Source organism: Glycomyces sp. NPDC021274 (assembly GCF_040641195.1).
Lineage (GTDB): Bacteria > Actinomycetota > Actinomycetes > Mycobacteriales > Micromonosporaceae > Glycomyces.
This window is the reverse complement of sequence record NZ_JBFADC010000003.1, coordinates 278,335-297,224: the sequence shown is the minus strand read 5'-3', so window position 1 is coordinate 297,224 and position 18,890 is coordinate 278,335. Positions and strand designations below refer to the sequence as shown.

General features: G+C 70.5%; 13 protein-coding genes. 9 read left to right on the top strand and 4 right to left on the bottom strand.

Translation table 11 applies throughout. The annotated features are described in order from the left end of the window. Positions 1 to 159 precede the first annotated feature (159 nt). The 3 genes from glmS (at position 160) to AB0I03_RS08895 (ending at position 4,265) form a co-directional block, all read left to right on the top strand. Positions 160 to 2,028 (top strand): glutamine--fructose-6-phosphate transaminase (isomerizing), encoded by a 1,869-nt coding sequence (gene glmS, locus AB0I03_RS08905; protein WP_360408842.1) that lies wholly within the window; start codon positions 160 to 162, stop codon positions 2,026 to 2,028. Positions 2,029 to 2,175: 147 nt separating this feature from the next. Next, positions 2,176 to 3,777: a D-alanyl-D-alanine carboxypeptidase/D-alanyl-D-alanine-endopeptidase gene (dacB, locus tag AB0I03_RS08900; RefSeq protein WP_360408839.1), complete on the top strand. Its 1,602-nt coding sequence runs from the start codon at positions 2,176 to 2,178 to the stop codon at positions 3,775 to 3,777. 122 nt (positions 3,778 to 3,899) lie between these two features. Further along, positions 3,900 to 4,265: a hypothetical protein gene (locus AB0I03_RS08895; RefSeq protein WP_360408836.1), complete on the top strand. Its 366-nt coding sequence runs from the start codon at positions 3,900 to 3,902 to the stop codon at positions 4,263 to 4,265. Between the two features lie 24 nt (positions 4,266 to 4,289). Here AB0I03_RS08895 and AB0I03_RS08890 read toward each other — a convergent pair whose 3' ends face one another. Continuing rightward, positions 4,290 to 5,456 carry a DUF418 domain-containing protein gene (locus AB0I03_RS08890; protein ID WP_360408833.1) on the bottom strand — a complete coding sequence of 389 codons (1,167 nt, stop codon included), beginning with the start codon at positions 5,454 to 5,456 and terminating at the stop codon, positions 4,290 to 4,292. Positions 5,457 to 5,505: 49 nt separating this feature from the next. On the opposite strand from AB0I03_RS08890, the gene AB0I03_RS08885 reads away from it, so the two are divergent. The 3 genes from AB0I03_RS08885 (at position 5,506) to AB0I03_RS08875 (ending at position 8,116) form a co-directional block, all read left to right on the top strand. Further along, positions 5,506 to 6,132 (top strand): TetR/AcrR family transcriptional regulator C-terminal ligand-binding domain-containing protein, encoded by a 627-nt coding sequence (locus AB0I03_RS08885; RefSeq protein WP_360408830.1) that lies wholly within the window; start codon positions 5,506 to 5,508, stop codon positions 6,130 to 6,132. A 111-nt stretch (positions 6,133 to 6,243) separates the two neighbouring features. Next, the gene (locus AB0I03_RS08880) at positions 6,244 to 6,615 is read left to right on the top strand and encodes a holo-ACP synthase (RefSeq protein WP_360408827.1); all 372 of its coding nucleotides are present in this window, start codon (positions 6,244 to 6,246) and stop codon (positions 6,613 to 6,615) included. 28 nt (positions 6,616 to 6,643) lie between these two features. After that, on the top strand, positions 6,644 to 8,116 hold the full coding sequence (locus AB0I03_RS08875) for an NAD(P)H-hydrate dehydratase (protein WP_360408824.1): 1,473 nt from the start codon (positions 6,644 to 6,646) through the stop codon (positions 8,114 to 8,116). A 217-nt stretch (positions 8,117 to 8,333) separates the two neighbouring features. Here AB0I03_RS08875 and AB0I03_RS08870 read toward each other — a convergent pair whose 3' ends face one another. Further along, a complete protein-coding gene (locus tag AB0I03_RS08870; protein ID WP_360408821.1) occupies positions 8,334 to 8,825 on the bottom strand; it encodes a cysteine dioxygenase family protein in 492 nt (163 codons plus the stop codon). A gap of 335 nt (positions 8,826 to 9,160) precedes the next feature. On the opposite strand from AB0I03_RS08870, the gene AB0I03_RS08865 reads away from it, so the two are divergent. Continuing rightward, positions 9,161 to 10,126, top strand: a complete 966-nt coding sequence (locus tag AB0I03_RS08865; protein ID WP_360408818.1) for an NlpC/P60 family protein — start codon at positions 9,161 to 9,163, stop codon at positions 10,124 to 10,126. 98 nt (positions 10,127 to 10,224) lie between these two features. Here AB0I03_RS08865 and AB0I03_RS08860 read toward each other — a convergent pair whose 3' ends face one another. Both AB0I03_RS08860 and AB0I03_RS08855 read right to left on the bottom strand, forming a co-directional pair. Further along, positions 10,225 to 12,252 (bottom strand): SpoIIE family protein phosphatase, encoded by a 2,028-nt coding sequence (locus AB0I03_RS08860; RefSeq protein ID WP_360408815.1) that lies wholly within the window; start codon positions 12,250 to 12,252, stop codon positions 10,225 to 10,227. 198 nt (positions 12,253 to 12,450) lie between these two features. Then, on the bottom strand, positions 12,451 to 13,461 hold the full coding sequence (locus AB0I03_RS08855; RefSeq protein WP_360408812.1) for an LPXTG cell wall anchor domain-containing protein: 1,011 nt from the start codon (positions 13,459 to 13,461) through the stop codon (positions 12,451 to 12,453). A 252-nt stretch (positions 13,462 to 13,713) separates the two neighbouring features. Here AB0I03_RS08855 and AB0I03_RS08850 point away from each other — a divergent pair, with 252 nt between their 5' ends. Together AB0I03_RS08850 and AB0I03_RS08845 are read left to right on the top strand one after the other, a co-directional pair. Beyond that, positions 13,714 to 18,168, top strand: a complete 4,455-nt coding sequence (locus AB0I03_RS08850; RefSeq protein WP_360408809.1) for a HAMP domain-containing protein — start codon at positions 13,714 to 13,716, stop codon at positions 18,166 to 18,168. After that, on the top strand, positions 18,165 to 18,719 hold the full coding sequence (locus AB0I03_RS08845) for a response regulator (RefSeq protein ID WP_360408806.1): 555 nt from the start codon (positions 18,165 to 18,167) through the stop codon (positions 18,717 to 18,719). The genes AB0I03_RS08850 and AB0I03_RS08845 overlap by 4 nt, the downstream gene beginning before the upstream one ends. Positions 18,720 to 18,890 lie beyond the last annotated feature (171 nt).

Below are 18,890 nucleotides of genomic sequence, written 5' to 3'. Positions count from 1 at the left end.
TCGCGAGGGACGCTCGCGGATGCCGTGCCCGGGGGCTGGGAGAACGCTCGGTGTCCCGGCGGTGAACGGGCCGCGAACGACGAGAATGATCAAACGGTGTGATCAGTTCTAGGTCATCCGCGCATGAGTGATGCGCAAAACTGTTGTAGGGTTCTTCGCATGTGTGGAATCGTTGGATACGTCGGGGCGCGCAGCGTCGTCGACGTCGTGATCGACGGCCTTCGCCGTCTCGAATACCGCGGCTACGACTCGGCGGGCGTCGCCCTCGTCTACAACCCCGACGGGGCCGACTCGTACCTGACGTTCGACAAGAAGGCCGGGAAGCTCGCCAATCTCGAGGCGGTCCTGTCCGGTCAGGACCGCCCGCTCGAAGCCTCCTGCGGCATCGGGCACACCCGCTGGGCCACGCACGGCGTGCCCTCCGACCGCAACGCCCACCCCCACCTCTCCGCCGACGGGCGCATCGCGCTCATCCACAACGGCATCATCGAGAACTTCGGGCAGCTGCGCGCCGAGCTCGAAGGGCACGGCGTCGAGTTCCTCTCCGACACCGACACCGAGGTCGCCGCCCACCTCCTCGGCCGCGAGTACGCCGTCGACGGCGACCTGACCGAGGCCATGACCCGCGTCTGCGCGCGCCTCGAAGGCGCCTTCACGCTCCTGGCCGTGGCCGTCGACGACCCGGACACCGTGGTCGGCGCCCGCCGCAACTCCCCGCTCGTGGTCGGCCTCGGCGACGGCGAGTACTTCCTCGCCTCGGACGTGGCGGCGTTCATCGCGTACACGACCGACGCGGTCGAGCTCGGCCAGGACCAGATCGTCACGATCAACCGCGAGAGCGGCATCACCGTGCGCGGCTTCGACGGCGAGCCCTCCGAAGGCAAGCCGTTCTCCGTCGACTGGGACATCGCCGCCGCCGAGAAGGGCGGCTTCGACACCTTCATGGCCAAGGAGATCCACGAGCAGCCCCAGGCGGTCGCTGACACCCTGCGCGGGCGCATCGACGAGACCGGCCAGATCGTGCTCGACGAGGTCCGCATGTCCGACCAGGACTTCCGCGACGTCGACAAGGTCTTCATCGTCGCGTGCGGCACCTCCTACCACGCCGGGCTCGTCACCAAGTACGCCATCGAGCACTGGACGCGCATCCCGTGCGAGGTCGAGCTCGCCAGCGAGTTCCGCTACCGCGACCCGGTGCTCGACCGGTCCACGCTGGTCGTCGTCATCTCCCAGTCCGGCGAGACCATGGACACGCTCATGGCCCTGCGCCACGCCAAGGACCAGAAGGCCCGCGTCCTCGCGATCTCGAACACCGTGGGGTCGACGATCCCGCGCGAGTCCGACGCGGTGCTCTACACGCGCGCCGGCATCGAGGTCGCGGTCGCGTCCACGAAGGCGTTCCTCACCCAGCTCGCCGCCTGCTACCTCGTGGGCCTGCACCTGGCGCAGGTGCGCGGCATCAAGTACGCCGACGAGGTCTCGGCGATCCTCGACGAGCTCGTGGCCGCGCCCGGCAAGATCGCGAAGGTCATCGAGAACCTCGAACCGGTCCGCCAGATGGCCCGCGACAGCGTCGGGAAGGACCGCGTCCTGTTCATCGGCCGCCACGTCGGCTACCCGGTGGCGCTCGAAGGCGCGCTGAAGCTCAAGGAACTCGCGTACCTGCACGCGGAGGGCTTCGCCGCGGGCGAGCTCAAGCACGGCCCGATCTCGCTCATCGAGGAGGGCACGCCGGTCGTCGCGATCGTGCCGAGCCCGCGCGGACGCTCGCTCCTGCACGACAAGATGATCTCCAACATCCAGGAGGTCAAGGCCCGCGGCGCGAAGGTCATCGCGATCTGCGAGGAGGGCGACGCGATCACCGCCTCCCACGCGGACCTCGTGATCGAGACGCCCGCATCGCCGACCCTGCTGGCCCCGCTCCTGACCACGGTGCCGCTGCAGGAGTTCGCGATCGAACTCGCCACGGCCCTGGGCCGCGACATCGACCAGCCGCGGAACCTCGCCAAGTCGGTGACGGTGGAATAACGCACTGCATCCTTTATGGCGCGCGCGGACTCCGCGCGCGCCATACGCGTCCCTGAAATCATTCGGTTGCCTTGCGACCGTGCGATATACGGAACTTCACCCACACACGTCTAGCAGTCCGACATTCTTCGTGCTTAGACTCGCGTCGTGAGAAAACGCACCCTTATCTCAAGCGCCGTGGCGGTCACCGCCGCGGGCGCCATCACCATCGCGGGCACCGTCGTCGCCCAGGCGCAGGAGACCGGCAGCGACGCGCTCGCCGCCGCGATCGACGCGATCCTCCACGACAAGCGCCTCACCGACTCCCAGGCCGGCGTCGTCGTCGCCGACGCGAACACCGGCGAGGTCCTCTACGACCGCAACGGCGACAAGCGCGGCAACCCCGGCTCCAACGAGAAGCTCTTCACCACCGCCGCGGCCCTCGAAGCCCTCGGCGAGGACTTCACCTACGTCACCGAGGTCAGCGGTGACCGCCCCGTCGACGGCGTCGTCGCCGGCGACCTCTACGTGCGCGGCAGCGGCGACCCGACGCTCCTGGAGGCCGACTACGACCAGCTGGCCGCCGACCTCGCCGCCCGCGACATCTCCACGATCGACGGCGACCTCGTCGCCGACGACACCGCGTTCGACGCGGTCCGGTCCGGCGTCGCGTGGCCGTGGGAGGACCTGCAGTTCACGTACGGCTCCGAGATCTCGGCGCTCACCGTCGCCTCCGGGACCGACTACAACGCCGGCTCGGTGCGGTTCGAGGTCAAGCCCGGCGCCGCCGCGGGCGACCCCGCGGTGATCACCACGATCCCCAAGACCGACTACGTCGAGATCGTGAACACCGCGACCACCGGGACCTCCACGAACATCAGCGTCAACCGCGCCCGCAACGAGAACACCGTCTACATCAGCGGCACGGTCAAGGCCGGCACGAACGGGACCTTCGCGACCCGCGCGGTCATCGACCCGACCCGCCTGGCCGCCGACGTCTTCGCCGACTCCCTCGAGGAGGCGGGCATCGACCTGACCGGGGAACTCCGTTTCGGCGAGACGACCCCGCAGGGCGGCGAGACGCTCGCCACCCACACCTCGGCGCCCCTGTCGGAGCTGACCGCCGACATCCTCAAGCCCTCCAACGCCTCCATGACAGAAGCGCTGTTCAAGACCCTCGGCTACCACGCCACGGGCCTGGGCACCGCCGCGTCCGGCAAGGCCGCCGTCTACGCCGCCCTCACGAAGTACGGCGTCGACAACGGCCCGATCCGCCTCGCCGACGGCGCCGGCATCTCCCGGCACGACCTGGTCATGGCGAGCACCCTCACCGACCTCCTCGTCGGCGCCAAGACCGCCCCGTGGTTCTCGACCTGGTACGGGGCCCTGCCGGTCGCCTGCGAGGACGGCACGCTCGCGAGCCGCATGTGCGGCACGCCTGCCGCATCCAATGTGCACGCCAAGACCGGGTCGCTGACCAGCGTCTCGGCCCTGTCCGGGTACGTGACCGACGCCGACGGCCGCGAGCTCGTCTTCAGCGTCGTCATCAACGACTTCCTGTGGTCCACGGTCAAGGACATCGAGGACAAGATCGCGGTGGCCGTCGCCTCGCACAGCGCCGAGACCACCGAGGCCGAGATCAGCACGTTCTCCTCCGAGATCGACACGCCCGACTTCGCCGAACTCGAAGCCGAGGCCGAGGAGATCCCGGCCGAGGGCGAGATGCCGGTGAGCCTCGAGTGCACCTGGTACGAACCGGCGATCTGCTAGTTCGACGACACGACGAGGGCCCGGACGCGGATGCGTCCGGGCCCTCGGTCTTCGAGGATCGCGTCACCGTAGTGCGCCCTGCTCGGGACCGGTCCCCGGCGACGTCGGCTAGACAGGACGCCATGAACGGACGACCGCGTCTCGCCGACCCGGAGCACCACCGCGCCTTCGTCGAAGCGCTGGTCCGCAGAGCAGGCGAACTGGAGCGACGGGCCGCGGCCAGTGCCGACGAGATCTATCGCAGGATGGAGCCCCTGCGCGACGACGCCGGCGCCGTCGAAGCGGAACTGGTCAAGGCGATCAACACCCTGATCGCGGCCACCACGGAAGTCCTTGCCGCGACAGAGCGGATGCATCTCGCGATCGCGCGGGTCGCAGAGGAAGAGCCGCAACGGACGCGGTGGCAGCGCTGGCGAGTGCGCCGAATGCTGCAGCGGGCCATCGCGTCGATGGAGCGCGGGGTCGTCGATCTGGAGAACCGACGCTGAGTCGGGTAACCGCGACGGCCGGAGTCATTTGCGGCCGTAGGTGAGCCGGCGCAGCAGCACCTCGAACGGGCCGCGCAGGCCCGCCTTCGCCATCCACGCCGCCAGCGCCACCGTCGCGGCCCAGATGAGCACCGCGACCCCTGAGGCCGCGGCGTCCCCGAGGCTCGCACCGAGGCCGCCGAACATCGGCGTGAACAGGGCGACGAACGCGACCGACTGGAGCAGGTAGCAGGTGAGCGAGCGCTGGCCGCACGCGGCGAGGGCGTTCGCGACCGCTCCTGGGCCGCGCCCCGGGCGGGCGGCGACCAGGGCGATGAGCGCCGCGTAGCCGAGCCCGGCGGTGAGGCCGGTGACGGAGTGGAGGGCGTACAGGGCGATGCCCGCGCCCGCGCCGGGGTGCCACAGCTGGGTGTCGGCGAGCATGAGCGGCAGGCCTCCGGCCACACCGATCCCGATGCCCCACAAGGCGACGCGGCGCAGCAGCGGCAGGTGCGCGGAGGGCTCGTCGAGGATGCGGCGGCGGGCCGCCCAGATCCCGAACGCGAACGCGGGCAGGACGCTGACGATGTAGAACGAGGAGGTGAGGGCGCTCCACACCATGATCCGCGAGAGCGCGGCCTCCAGCGGGTCCTCGACGATGGTGGGCATCGAGTTGACGTGGCCCGCCGCTTCGGCGGAGGCGCCGAGGGCCGCCACGACGAGGACGTGCGCGGCGGCGGCGATCCACGCGGTGCGGATCAGGACGTGGTCGCGGCTCCACAGCAGGCCGGCGAAGACGAGGCCGATGAGGCCGTACGCGGCGAGGATGTCGCCGAAGAAGAGCAGGAGCGCGTGCGCGAAGCCGAACGCGAGGAGCCAGGCGCTGCGGCGGCGGACCAGCCGCTTCACTTGGGGCGCTTGGACTCCGGCGCGCAGGCGGCGGTCGGCGAGGCGGGCGAGGCCGTAGCCGAAGAGCGCGGCGAACATCGGCAGCGCCCGGGCGTCGACGAGCAGGACCTGGAGTCCGGCCACGGCGCGGTCGAGGGCGGTGCCGTCGACGGCGTACCCGCGCCAGCCGGTGGTCTCGTGGGCGAGGAACATGTGGGCGTGCGCGAGGGCGATGAGCAGGAGCATGAGGCCCCTGGCCAGATCGGGTGCGAGCGAGCGCTCGCGCAGTGGCGTGCTCATAATGGCGGGCGGGGAGAGGGTCATCTCGCCTCCAAGTTTTAGGTACACGGCTGTATCTAAAACAATAAGATACATGACTGTAGCTAACGAGCGGGGGCGGCCCATGGCCGAAGGACAGACGCGCAGGCGCGGCAAAGCGCTCCTCGACGCCATCTACGCCGCCGCCGTCGAAGAAGCCGCCGACGCCGGACCTGGCCGACTCACCATGGACGCCATAGCCAAACGCGCCGCCACCCCCCGCTCCACCCTCTACCGCCGCTGGTCCGACCCGAACGACCTCCTCCTCGACGCCCTCGCCGATCTCCACCCCGTCGAACAGCCCCACCCCGGCGCCGACGACCTCCGCGGCGACCTCGTCGCCGCCCTCCGCCTCATGTGCGACTGGGCCTTCAGCCCCGCCGGACGCGCCGTCATGGCCATCGTCGCCAACCCCCGCCGCGACGCCGACCACGTCGCCGCCCTCTACGAACGCGTCTTCGCCGCCCGCGGCGGCACCTTCACCCAGACCGTCCTGCGCCACTACGCCGAACACGGCCAGATCGACCCCGCCCGCCTCACCCCCGTCGTCCTCGACCTCGGCGAAGCCCTCGTCACCAAACGCATGATGGACCTCGGCGCCGACCCCGGCGACGACTACCTCGAGGCCATCGTGGACCAGGCGATCCTCCCCGCCATCGGCCACGACCCCGCGAACCGCTGAACCCCGCCGCGGCCCGCCGGAACCCCAAGCGGGAACGGGCAAGACGTCACCCGGGGCGGTGAACCGTCCCGAAAGAAGGCGGTACGCCCGATCCCGTGGCACTCTTGGGGGGTGATCGTCGCCGTGGGCATAGACGTAGTGGCAGTGGACCGATTCGAGCGCGTGCTCGAACGGACCCCGCACGTCGCCGAAAAGCTCTTCACCGAAGCCGAGCGCCGCACCCCCGACGGCCACCCCCGCCGCACCGAATCCCTCGCCGCCCGCTTCGCCGCCAAAGAAGCCGTGGCAAAAGCACTCGGCGCCCCCGGCGGCATGCATTGGGCCGACTGCCAAGTGCTCTCCCTCCCCGACGGCCGCCCCACATTGACCATCACCGGAACGGTGGCTGCAGCGGCCGAACAGCGTGGCGTCTCACGCTGGCACGTGTCGCTGTCGCATGATGGCGGTATCGCTACAGCGGTGGTGATCGCCGAAACGGCATGACGGCCGAACAGGCCTGAGAGGGAACACCATGGACGGTGCCTGGTCAGCAGCGGCAGTACGCCGCGCCGAATCGCAGCTGATGGCCCAGCTCCCGCCGGGCACCCTCATGCAGCGCGCCGCAGCGGGACTCGCCACCGAATGCGCGAGCATCCTCCGAAGCCAACGCCGCAAACGCGGCACCGCAGGCGTCTACGGCGCCACCGTCATCGTCCTCGCCGGCCCCGGCGACAACGGCGGCGACGCACTCTTCGCCGCCGCCCGCCTCGCCCGCCGCGGCGCCCGCGTCTTCGCCGTCCCCGTCATGGGCGAACGCGTCCACCCCGTCGCCGCCGCCGCACTCACCAGAGCCGGCGGACGACTCGTCGCCACCCCGCCCCGCCACTGCGACCTCCTGCTCGACGGCGTCCTCGGCATCGGCGGCCGCCCCGGCCTCCCCGGCCGCGCCATCGACCAGCTCGCCGCCATCGACGCCGACACCATCGTCGCCGTCGACGTCCCCTCCGGAGTGGACGTCGACACCGGCGCCGTCCCCGGCAGCGCCGTCACCGCCGACGTCACCGTCGCCTTCGGCTCGCGCAAACCCTGCCACGTGCTCGGCCGCGCCGCGCTCCTCGTCGGCCGACTCGTCCTGGTGGACATCGGACTCGGCCCCTACCTCGACCCGCACCCGGCCGTGCGCGTCGCCGACGACGGCGACCTCTCCGCCTGGTGGCACGAACCCGGCCCCGAAGACGACAAGTTCACCCGCGGCGTCGTCGGCGTCGCCGCCGGCTCCGAGCGCTACCCCGGCGCCGCCGTGCTCGCCACCTCCGGCGCGCTCGCCGGGCCCTCGGGGTACGTCCGGTACGCCGGCACCGCCGCCGAATACGTGCGCCGCCGCCACCCGGAAGTGGTGTGCACGCACGAGGTGAAAGAGGCCGGGCGCGTCCAGGCCTGGCTCGCCGGGCCCGGCTTCGGCACCGACGAAGCGGCACTCGCCGAACTGCGGCACGTGCTCGAGTCGCCCGCACCCGTCGTGCTCGACGCCGATGCGCTGACACTCATCGGGGAGTACCCGTCGGTCCTCTCCCAGCGTGAAGCGCCCGTGGTGCTCACGCCCCACGACCGCGAATACGAGCGGCTCTACGGCTCCCCGCCCGCCGAAGACCGCGGTGCCGCCGCGGCGGCGCTGGCGAAGCGGTTGAACTGCACGGTGCTGCTCAAGGGGCATCACACGGTGGTCGCCTCGAGCGACGGCGAGGTGTGGGCGAACCCCACCGGCCGCCCGCAGCTGGCCACCGCCGGTTCGGGGGACGTGCTCGCGGGCTTCATGGCCTCACTGCTCGCCTCGGGCATGCCGGGCGCGAAAGCGGCGGTCGCAGCGGCGTACCTCCACGGCCTCGCGGGCGGCATCGCCGGCGCGGGCCACCGCACGGTGACCGCCTCCGACGTGGCCAGGGCCCTCCCGCTCGCAGTGGGCGCGACCCTGACCGCGGCCGAAACGCCCGCGAAGCGCCCCTGACCCGGCGCGAATGTCGCACCCCTGGTGCAGGGTTGATACCGGGGGCCCACCAATGTCCGATTCGCCCCGGACGCTCCGCTCACCTTTCACGTTCGATCACCTTGCGGCCGTAAGCGATACGTCGACACCGCGCGCTGTCGTACCCGCCTGTCAGGGTTGACACGGGGGGCCCAACGGTGTCCGAATTGCGGTAGACCCTCCGCTCACGTTCGGGCCGTTACCAGTCCTCGCCCGCGCGCAGGATCTTCGACGGGGCCAGCCCGGTCTCATCGAGCAGGTAGGTCCGCATCGCCTCGAGCCCGGGCGAGTACACGTGCAGGCTCACCGCCGGGGCCTCGGAGCGGTTCCGCATCCCGTGGACCGTGCGGTCGTCGACCACCGAGACGTCCCCCGCCGCGAGCCGCCGGCGTCGCAGGCCGGGGAAATCGCCCGGCTGCACGATGAACTCGGTCAGTTCGCCGGAGACCACCGCGACCGCCGCGGCGGAGGGCCGACCCGCGCCGCCGTGGTCGTGCAGGTCGGTGCCCTGCCCGGGCAGCCAGGCGAGGAGCCAGGCCTCGTGGCCGGGGCCTGCGAGCACGCGGCGGGCCCAGCGGCTGCCCTTCGTGAAGCGCGGGTGCAGAGTGAGGTTGGCCGCGTAGAACGCGGCGAGCGCCTCGAGGCGCTCAGTGGTGAGGGAAGCGGACGGCAGCAGCAGGCTGGAGCTCATCTGGAGGTATCGGCTTTCGATGTGTCGGAACGGTTGTCGGCGGAGAAGCGCCGAGCGGCACAGAGCGCTCAGCGCTGGTGACAGCGGCGACAGCGACACATCGGGAAGGTCATGCGGGGAATGGTACCAATTCCCAGTCAACTCACAGGAGCGACACACCATCGGTGGAATGCTCGTTACGCTGCGAATTTGTCACTCCCGGGGTCTACCCGCGCGGAAACGCGCGCGCTAGGCTCATGTTCGGCTTCCCGGCAGCGTCCCAGCGCATCCCACGGGCGGCCCCGTGCGTGTCTTGAGTGCACCCCGTCTTCCCCATCCGAAGGAGCACCCTCCTCGTGAAGCAGTCGCCTGTTCGACGCAAGTGGATGTCAGCCGCCATGGTCGGCGGCCTTCTCGTCGCCGTCGGCTCCGGTCCGGCCTGGGCGCAGGACTCGCCCGACGACATCAATGAGGAGATCGACGCCCTCGACGGCGACCTCGCGGCGGCCGTCGAGGAGTACAACCAGCTCGCCTCCCAAGTGGACGAGAACCGCGAGCTCATCGATGAGACCGAGGCCAACCTCCAGGCGGCCGAAGCCGACCTGGACGTACTGCGCGACCAGCTCGCCGACTTCATCGGCGAGACCTATGTGGACCAAGGGGTCGGGGACACGGCGCTGCTGCTCGAATCGGGCACCCCTGACGCGTTCGTCGAGCGCCTCGACCGGCTGAACTCGGCGAACCTCTACAACTTCGACCTCATGGACGACCTGCAGGCCGCCACCGAGGAGTACTCGACCCAGTCCGAGCTCCTCACCGACCTCCAGGCCGACCTGGAGACCGAGCAGGCGGAGCTGCAGAAGGCCGCTGACGCGCTCACCGAGCAGATGTCCGACCTCGAAGAGGACTGGAAGACCGCGGCGGGCGAGGAGATCAGCGGCTTCAACGAGATGAACCTGCCCCACATGGAGGGCGACCAGTACGACGTCGTCCAGTTCGCGCTCGCGCAGCGCGACGAGCCGTACGTGTGGGGCTCCGCCGGGCCGAACTCGTGGGACTGCTCGGGCCTCATGCTCGGCGCCTACGCCGAGATCGGGATCAACCTGCCGCACAACGCCGCCGCCCAGTGGGGCATGGTCGCGCACATCAGCGAAGACGAGCTGCAGCCGGGCGACTTCGTGTTCTACAACGGCCTCGCGCACGTGGGCATGTACATCGGCAACGGCCTGGTCGTGCACGCCCCGAACTCGACCACCGTCGTGAAGGTCGTCGACCTCCACCACGGCAACAGCTACTACGGTGCGGGCACGCTCCTGCACTAGCAAGCGACGTCGAAAGGCCCCGCGAGTGCACTCGCGGGGCCTTTTCCTTTGTCCTGCTTGGGCTTACGGTGACGCTCGCGAGTGTCAGCCCGGGCCGTTCAGCTCGGGTCGCAGCGGACCACGAGGATCGCGATGTCGTCGCGCGGCGACTCGGGGGAGAACGCCTCGACCGATTCGAGCAGGGCGGTGGCGACCTGCTTGGCGCCCTTGCCCGCCGCGTCGCGCACGGCCCGTTCGATGCGCTCGTGGCCGTACATCGCGGCACCGTCGCGGCGCTCGGTGACGCCGTCGGTGAAGAACACGAGGGCGTCGCCGTGCTCGAGGCGGATCTCGACGGGGTTGACCTTGACGTCCGGGAAGAGCCCGACGGCGGTGCCTTCGCGGCCGACCCAGGAGGTCTCGCCGTCGGCGCGGAGCAGCAGCGGCTTCTCATGGCCCGAAAGGCAGAGCGTCGCGTTGAGCGAGCCGTCCGGGTCGCGTTCGAGGAGCGCGGAGGCGATGGTCGCGTAGCGCATGTCGCCCGGCTGCTCGAGCAGTGTGGCGTTGAGCAGTTCGAGGGCGCGCGGGAGCGGGCGGCCGTCCCGGGCCATGACCCGCAGGACATCGCGCACGACACCGGTGACGGCGGCGGCCTGCGCGCCCTTGCCGCACACGTCGCCGATGGCCACCCACAGGCGGTGGTCGGCGAGCTCGGTCGCGTCGTAGAAGTCGCCGCCGACCTCCGTGCCCGACACCGGGCCCGGGCCGGACCCGGGCAGGCGGCGGGCCGTCGCGGGCAGGTATTCGGCGGCGAACGAGACGCCGGCGACGTCGGGTAGTGAGCCCGGCATGAGCGCGGCCTGCAGCTCGTTGGCGACGGCCTGGCGCTCGGCGTGGATGCGGGCGTTGTCCAGGGCCAGCGCGCTGCGTTTGGCGAGGTCGGCGACGACCGCGCGCTCCTCCGAGGAGTGCTGGCGCTCGACGTGCTTGCCGACGGTGAGGACTCCGATGGTGGCGCCGCGCGCCGAGAGCGGCACGGCGATGCCGTCGAGGCCGCGCGGCACCGGCAGCTCCATGCCGGTCCAGCCGTCAGTGGCGAGCGCGGCGGCGAGCGCGGGTGCGGCGCCGTCGAGTTTGCGGCGCAGGTGCTCGAGTTCGCCTTCCTCAGCGTGCGTGAGGGACGCGAGCCGCAGGTCGCCCCCGTCGCCGGTGAGGTGCACGGCGGCCCAGCGGCCGAGCTGCGGGACGACGAGCTGCGGGATGAGCGCCACGGTCAAGTGCTCCTCGAGCGAGTGCGCGAGGAGTTCACCGGCTTCGGCGAGGTAAGTGAGCCAGCCGGAGCGGCGCTGCTCGTCGGTGCGCATCCGGTCGATCTGGACGGCGAGCGCGATGCGCTCGGCGACGAGTTCGGCGAGGGGCCGCCAGCTCGGATCGGGTTCGCCGGCGAGCATGAGCTTGCCGCAAGCGGGGGCGGTGAGCGGAAGCGGGACGGCGACCGAGACGCTACCCACGTCGCCGAACTTGGCGAGGATCTGCGCGCCGCCGCCGTCGCCCGCGTCGTACTCGATCGCGCCGCCCGCGGCGGACGTCGCGTCGTGGCAGCGGGCGAGGAGCTCGGTGACGAGCTGGTCGACCGGCAGCCGCGACTGGATTGCGGGGGCGACGGTGAGGAGCGCGGCGAGCTGGGCCAGGTCGGGCAGGTGCGTGTCGGCGACGGCGTCCGGGTCGGGCCGGGTGGCCGGGCGGGCGTCGGGGTCGCGGTCGATGCGGAACCAGATCGACTTGCCGGTCGCGTCGTGCGTGGTGCCCCAGGAGGACGCGAACCGGTCCACGAGGAGCAGGCCGCGGCCGCCCTCGGCGGTGACCTCGGGCATCGCGGTGTCGAGCGGGTCGATGCCGCCGGAGCGGTAGTCGGTGACGGTGACGCGCACGCCGATCGGGTCGGCCGCGACCGTGAGGTTGATGTCGGTGCCGGCGTGGACGACGCCGTTGGTCGCCAGTTCGGTCGTGAGCAGCAGGGTCTCGTCGAGCAGCTCGGTGAGCCCGGCCTCGGTGAGGACCGCGCGCACGGCGGCGCGGGCGGCGGCGGGGGAGCGGTCGTCGGCCGGGAGCCGGAGCCGCCGGGCGAACCTCTCGGGGTACGTCACGGGCCCCAGTCTATGCCGGTCGGCCCGCAGGCCGCGGTACCGCGTCGCCGTGCCGCGGGCCGCGTGGAGCCGCCGTCTGAGCGGGCCGCGGTGTCGTTGCGCGGCAGGGGGGAACGCGAAGCGGCGGCCGCCCTTCCGGGCGACCGCCGCTCAAGTGCCGATCCGTGCGCTCTCGTACGTCACCGGATCAGTGTGTGTTTACTCCCAGGTCGCGGCGGCCTTGCGGCGGCGCAGCATGAAGAACACCACGGCACCCGCGAGCAGCGCGGCGGACGCCGAGCTGATCAGGATGATCGAGGAGTTACCGGTGGTGGGCAGCTGGCCGCCACCGCCCGGCGCGGGAGCCGTGGGGACGTTCGGCATGCCCTCGCTGGCCTCGAAGTAGAACGCGCCGAAGCCGGAGTACCAGTCGCCCTCGGTGGGCTCCATCTCGGTCAGGCCGAGCTGGTTGTCGGTCTCGAGGTCGTAGTAGCCCTCTTCGAGGACCGCTTCGAGCTCTTCGGCGTTGACGTCGACCGCGTAGTACGGGGCGATGTCGTTGTCGTCGACCTCGTCGATGATGTCGAAGTACAGCGGGGCGTCGAGGCCGTAGGTGGTGTCGCCTTCACCCTCGAAGCCGGTCACGACGCAGGTCGTGCCCCACTCCCAGACGGTGCAGTTGTCGTACGGGGCCCAGGCCCAGGCGTGGTTGGTGAGCTCCCACTCGTCCTCGATGCTCGCAAGCGAGATCGAGTCGTTGAAGACGAGGACCGTGGCGGCCACGTCGTCGGGGTTCTCGGCCGCGGCCTCGATGTAGAACTCGGGGTGCGCTTCGACGGACTCGCCGACGTCCGCTCCCTGGAGCACCTCGTCGATGTAGAGGTACGAGTAAGCAGAACCGAAGTCCTCCTCGTCCTCTTCGCCGGCCTCGGGCAGTTCGCCTTCGGGGACCTCGTTCTCGGGGACTTCCTCGAGATCCGGGTTCTTCTCGTCGACGACCTCGGAGTCGCCGCCGGGGTTCTCCGCGTCGGGCGCCTCAGTGGAGGTGTCCGGAGCCGGGGTCTCGCTGGTCTCGGTGACCGGGGTCTCGGTCTCCGCGACGGGGGTCTCCGAGGCTTCCGGCGAGGGGTTCTCCGTCTGCGCGAAGGCGGGGGCGCCTACCGCGAGCGTGAGGGCCGCCGCGGCGCCGGCTGCGGCGAAGCGCAGACCGGCCTTGTTAAGGGAGGACATGTATCTCCTATTGATGCTTCGAGTTTGGGGTGCGGCGCTCTCGCGTCTCCACTGACTCGTGACTCACCGCGGGAGCGCTGCAATTAATCACACGCACCACAAGAGAGAGCGGTTGCGACTTTCTTTCAGTTTTCTACCGATAACTGGACGTGACCGAGCGCAATGCCCTCAGTAACCTGCCTTCACGTTTGCCCGGTTCGTGTGACAACCTGGTACTACCCAAGCCTGTCTCCGCAGCTGAGGAACCACGCCATGACGGACACCGTTTCCCGTACAGCGAGCCCGACCGACGAGTCGGACCTGCTCCGAAGCCTGGCCGACGCGCTGGGCGCCGTCGAGCGGGGCGACTTCTCGGTGCGGCTCCCGCGCGGCGAGGGACTCGCCGGGGAGGTCGTCGACCGGTTCAACGCCGTGGTCGAGCAGGCCGACCGGCAGACCCGCGACCTCGCGCTCATCGCCCGCGCCGTCGGCCAGGAGGGCTCCTGGAACCACCGGCTCGTGATCGAGCACCTCGACGGCGGCTGGTCAGAGGGCGCCGCGAGCGTCAACCGCCTGGTCGAAGAGCTCGTGCGGCCCACGATCGAGCTCGGCCGCGTGCTCGAGGCCGTCGCGGCCGGCGACCTCACGCAGGAGGCCGTCCTCGAGATCGAGGGCAAGCAGCTCCGCGGCGAGTTCCGCCGCCTCGGCGAGACCGTGAACCAGATGGTCGGGCTCCTGCGCTCCTTCGCGGGCGAGGTCACCCGCGTGGCCCGGGAGGTGGGGACCGAAGGCCAGCTCGGCGGGCAGGCCGACGTCCAGGGCGTCTCCGGCACCTGGCGGTCGCTCACCGACGCCGTGAACACCATGGCCTCCAATCTCACCGAGCAGGTCCGCTCCATCTCCACGGTGACCCGCGCCATCGCCGCCGGCGACCTCGGCCAGACCATCACCGTCAAGGCCTCCGGCGAGGTCGCCGAACTCGCCGACACCATCAACTCCCTCACCGCGACCCTCCAGGTCTTCGCGGGCGAGGTCACGCGTGTGGCCCGCGAGGTCGGCACGGAAGGCCGCCTCGGCGGCCAGGCGGCGGTGCCCGGCGTCTCGGGCACCTGGAAGGACCTCACCGACTCGGTGAACGACATGGCCGCGAGCCTCACCGACCAGGTGCGCGACATCGCCAAGGTCACCAGCGCGGTCGCGCGCGGCGACCTGACGCAGAAGATCGCGGTGCCCGCGCAGGGCGAGATCCTCGAGGTGAAGACCACGGTCAACACGATGGTGGACCAGCTCTCGAGCTTCGCCGACGAGGTCACGCGCGTGGCCCGCGAGGTCGGCACCGAGGGCCGCCTGGGCGGCCAGGCGCAGGTGTTCGGCGTGTCGGGCACGTGGCGCGACCTGACGCAGAACGTGAACCAGCTCGCCTCGAACCTCACCGAGCAGGTCCGCTCGATCTCCACGGTGACCGCCGCCGTCGCCCGCGGCGACCTGACGCAGAAGATCGCCGTCGACGCGCAGGGTGAGATCCTCGAGGTGAAGACCACCGTCAACATCATGGTGGACCAGCTCTCCAGCTTCGCCGACGAGGTCACGCGCGTCGCCCGCGAGGTCGGCAGTGAAGGCCGCCTCGGCGGCCAGGCGAACGTCCAGGGCGTCTCGGGCACGTGGAAGGACCTCACCGAGAACGTGAACCTGATGGCGTCCAACCTGACCGCCCAGGTCCGCAACATCTCCTCGGTCGCCACCGCGGTCGCGACCGGCGACCTCTCCCGCCAGATCACCGTCGACGCGCGCGGCGAGATGCTCGAGCTGAAGTCGACGATGAACTCCATGGTCGCGCAGCTCTCGCAGTTCGCGGACGAGGTGACACGTGTGGCCCGCGAAGTGGGCACCGACGGCCGCCTCGGCGGCCAGGCGAACGTCCAGGGCGTCTCCGGCATCTGGGAGGCGCTCACCGACAACGTGAACTCCATGGCGTCCAACCTGACCGCGCAGGTGCGGAACATCTCCTCCGTGGCCACCGCGGTCGCCCGAGGCGACCTCAACCGGCAGATCACCGTGGACGCGCAAGGCGAGATGCTCGAGCTCAAGACCACCATGAACACGATGGTCGCGCAGCTCTCGCAGTTCGCGGACGAGGTCACCCGCGTCGCCCGCGAAGTGGGCACCGACGGCGTCCTCGGCGGGCAGGCCAACGTGCAGGGCGTGTCGGGCACCTGGAAGGACCTCACCGAGAACGTCAACTCGATGGCCTCCAGCCTCACCAGCCAGGTCCGCGACATCGCCTCGGTCACCACGGCCGTCGCGCGCGGCGACCTGACGCAGAAGGTCACCGTCGACGTCCAAGGCGAGATGCTCGAACTCAAGACCACGGTGAACACCATGGTCGAGCAGCTCTCCAGCTTCGCCACCGAGGTCACGCGCGTCGCCCGCGAGGTCGGCGTCGAAGGCAACCTCGGCGGCCAGGCGGAGGTCGCCGGCGTCTCCGGCACCTGGCTCGCCCTCACCCGCAACGTGAACTCGCTCGCGGCGACGCTGACGCTGCAGCTGCGCGCCATAGCGAACGTCGCCCACGCCGTGGCCCGCGGCGACCTCACCCAGTCCGTCGACTTCGAGGCCGCCGGCGAGATCGCCGACCTCACCGAGTCGATCAACCAGATGATCACCGCGCTGCGCGACAAGACCCGCCAGAACACCGACGCGGACTGGCTCAACTCGAACCTCGCCCGCATCTCCTCGCTCCTCCAGGGCCGCCGCGGCGTCGAAGAGGTCACCCGCATGGTCCTCGACGAGGTCACGCCGCTCATCGACGCGCAGACCTCCACGTTCTACGTCCGCCACGAGGACGTCTCCGGGCACGTCACCTACCGGCTCAACGCCGTCTACGGCCACCCGAACCCGGGCGAGAAGAAGCTCATCGAGGACAACGAGGGCATGGTCGGCCAGGCCGCCGCGTCCAAGCGCACCATCCACCTGCACGACATCCCCGAGGGCTACCTCGAAATCTCCTCGGGGCTGGGCCAGGCCACCCCGACCGACCTCATCATCCTGCCCGTCCAGTTCGGCGACAAGGTGCGCGGCGTCATCGAGTTCGCCTCGTTCAACACCTACTCCGGGCTGCACAAGCGGTTCCTCGACGCGCTCGCCCCGAACGTCGGCGTCACCCTCGCCACCATCGAGGGCAACGCCCGCACCGAGGTGCTCCTGCGCGAGTCCCAGCGCATGGCGCAGGAGCTGCGGGCCCAGTCGAACCGGCTGCAGGAGACCAACGTCGAGCTCGAGGAGAAGGCGCAGCTGCTCTCCGCCCAGAACAAGGCGATCGAGCTGAAGAACGAAGAGGTCGAGACCGCCCGCAAGGACATCGAGGAGAAGGCCGAGCAGCTCGCGCAGGCCTCCAAGTACAAGTCGGAGTTCCTCGCGAACGTCTCGCACGAGCTGCGCACGCCCCTGAACTCGCTGCTGCTGCTCGCGCGCCTCCTCTCCGAGAACACGGACGGGAACCTCACCGAGCGGCAGATCGAGTTCGCCCGCACCATCTACAACGCCGGCACCGACCTGCTCACCCTCATCGACGACATCCTCGACCTGTCGAAGATCGAGGCCGGCCGCATGGACGTCTCGGTGCACCCGGTCGACCTCGCCGAGATCCTCGGCGACATCGAGGCCGCGTTCCGGCCGCAGGCCGAGGACAAGGGCCTGGAGTTCGCTGTCGACGTCGGCACCGGCGTACCGCAGCTGATGCAGACCGACGGCCAGAAGTTCCAGCAGGTGCTGCGCAACCTCCTGTCGAACGCGGTCAAGTTCACGCGCAAGGGCTCAGTGACGCTCGCGGTGCGGCGGGTCCCGGCGGACCTGCGCTTCGACGCCCCGCACCTGAACGCCGCGGGCGAACGCCTCGCGTTCAGCGTCATCGACACCGGCATCGGTGTGGCCGAAGGCAAGAAGAGCATCATCTTCGAGCCGTTCCACCAGGGCGACGGCACCACGCGGCGCCTGTACGGCGGCACCGGGCTCGGGCTCTCGATCTCGAAGTCCCTGTCGCTCATGCTCGGCGGCGACGTGTACATCGAGCACACCGGCGACGCCGGCTCGAAGTTCACGTTCGTCGTGCCCGTGGAGATCGACACCGACGGCGACTACACGCCGGTCCACGCCGAGATCCCCACGGTGCGCGAGCCCTCCCCGGGCATCCTGACGGGCGCACCGGAGACGCCGTCGTCCTCGGCCGCGGCCCAGCATCTCGAAGGGGCCACGGTCCTCATCGTCGACGACGACATCCGGAACGTCTTCGCGCTCACCGCCGCGCTCGAACTGCACGGCATCGACGTGCACTACGCCGAGAACGGCGCGGACGGCATCGACGCGCTCCAGCACCACCCGGGCATCGACATCGTCCTCATGGACTCGATGATGCCCGGCATGGACGGGAATGAGACCACGCGCGTCATCCGGCGCATGCCGCAGTTCGCGGACCTGCCGATCGTGTTCCTCACCGCGCAGGCCCTCGCGGAGCAGCGCGAGAAGTCCGTCGAGGCCGGCGCGAGCGCGTACCTGACGAAGCCGGTGGACCTCGACCTGCTGCTCGACACCATGTCGCAGTGGATCGTCACCGGGCCGGGCGCGAACGGACGCCACGCTGCGCGAGGCGGCGCACACGAAGCGGCCCCCGGGCGGGACGGTGCTGCGTCCGAACGCGACAATGGCGGACCGACCGTTGGAGGCACCGCATGAGCACCGCCCGCGTCCTGCTCGTTGACGACCGTTCCGAGAACCTCCTCGCGCTGGAAGCCATTCTCCAAGGGCTGCCGGTGAACACGATCGCGGTCACCTCCGGCGAGGAGGCGCTCAAGCGGCTCCTCTCGGAGGATTACGCGGCGATCCTGCTGGACGCGCAGATGCCCGGCATGGACGGGTTCGAGACGGCGCGGCACATCAAGCAGCGCGAGAAGACCCGGCACACGCCGATCATCTTCCTCACCGCCGCCGACCGGGACGCGCATCTGGCGATGCGCGGGTACTCGGTGGGCGCGGTCGACTACATCACGAAGCCGTTCGACCCGTGGATGCTGCGCACGAAGGTGAAGGTCTTCATCGACCTGTGGGCGCAGGGCCAGGCGCTGCGCCAGACTTCGGAGCGCACCAGGGACCTGCGCGAGCGCGAAGGGCTCCTCACGCGCCGCCTCGACCAGGCGCGGGACGCCCTCGCCGCCTGGCAGGACGGCCGCGACGCGGACCCGGAGATCGACCGGATCCTGGCGCTGCTGGAGCCGGGCCAGGCTTAGGGCTCGGGCGGCGGCAGGCTGAAGAGGTCCGACCGCCGATTGGGCCCCCGGTTCAAACCCTGACATGCGGGTGTGACAACGCAGTTTCCCACCGTGTTCGAACGCGGCCGCTGCGCATGCTGAAGAGGTTCGACCGCCGATTGGGCCCCCGGTTCAACCCTGACCGGTGGG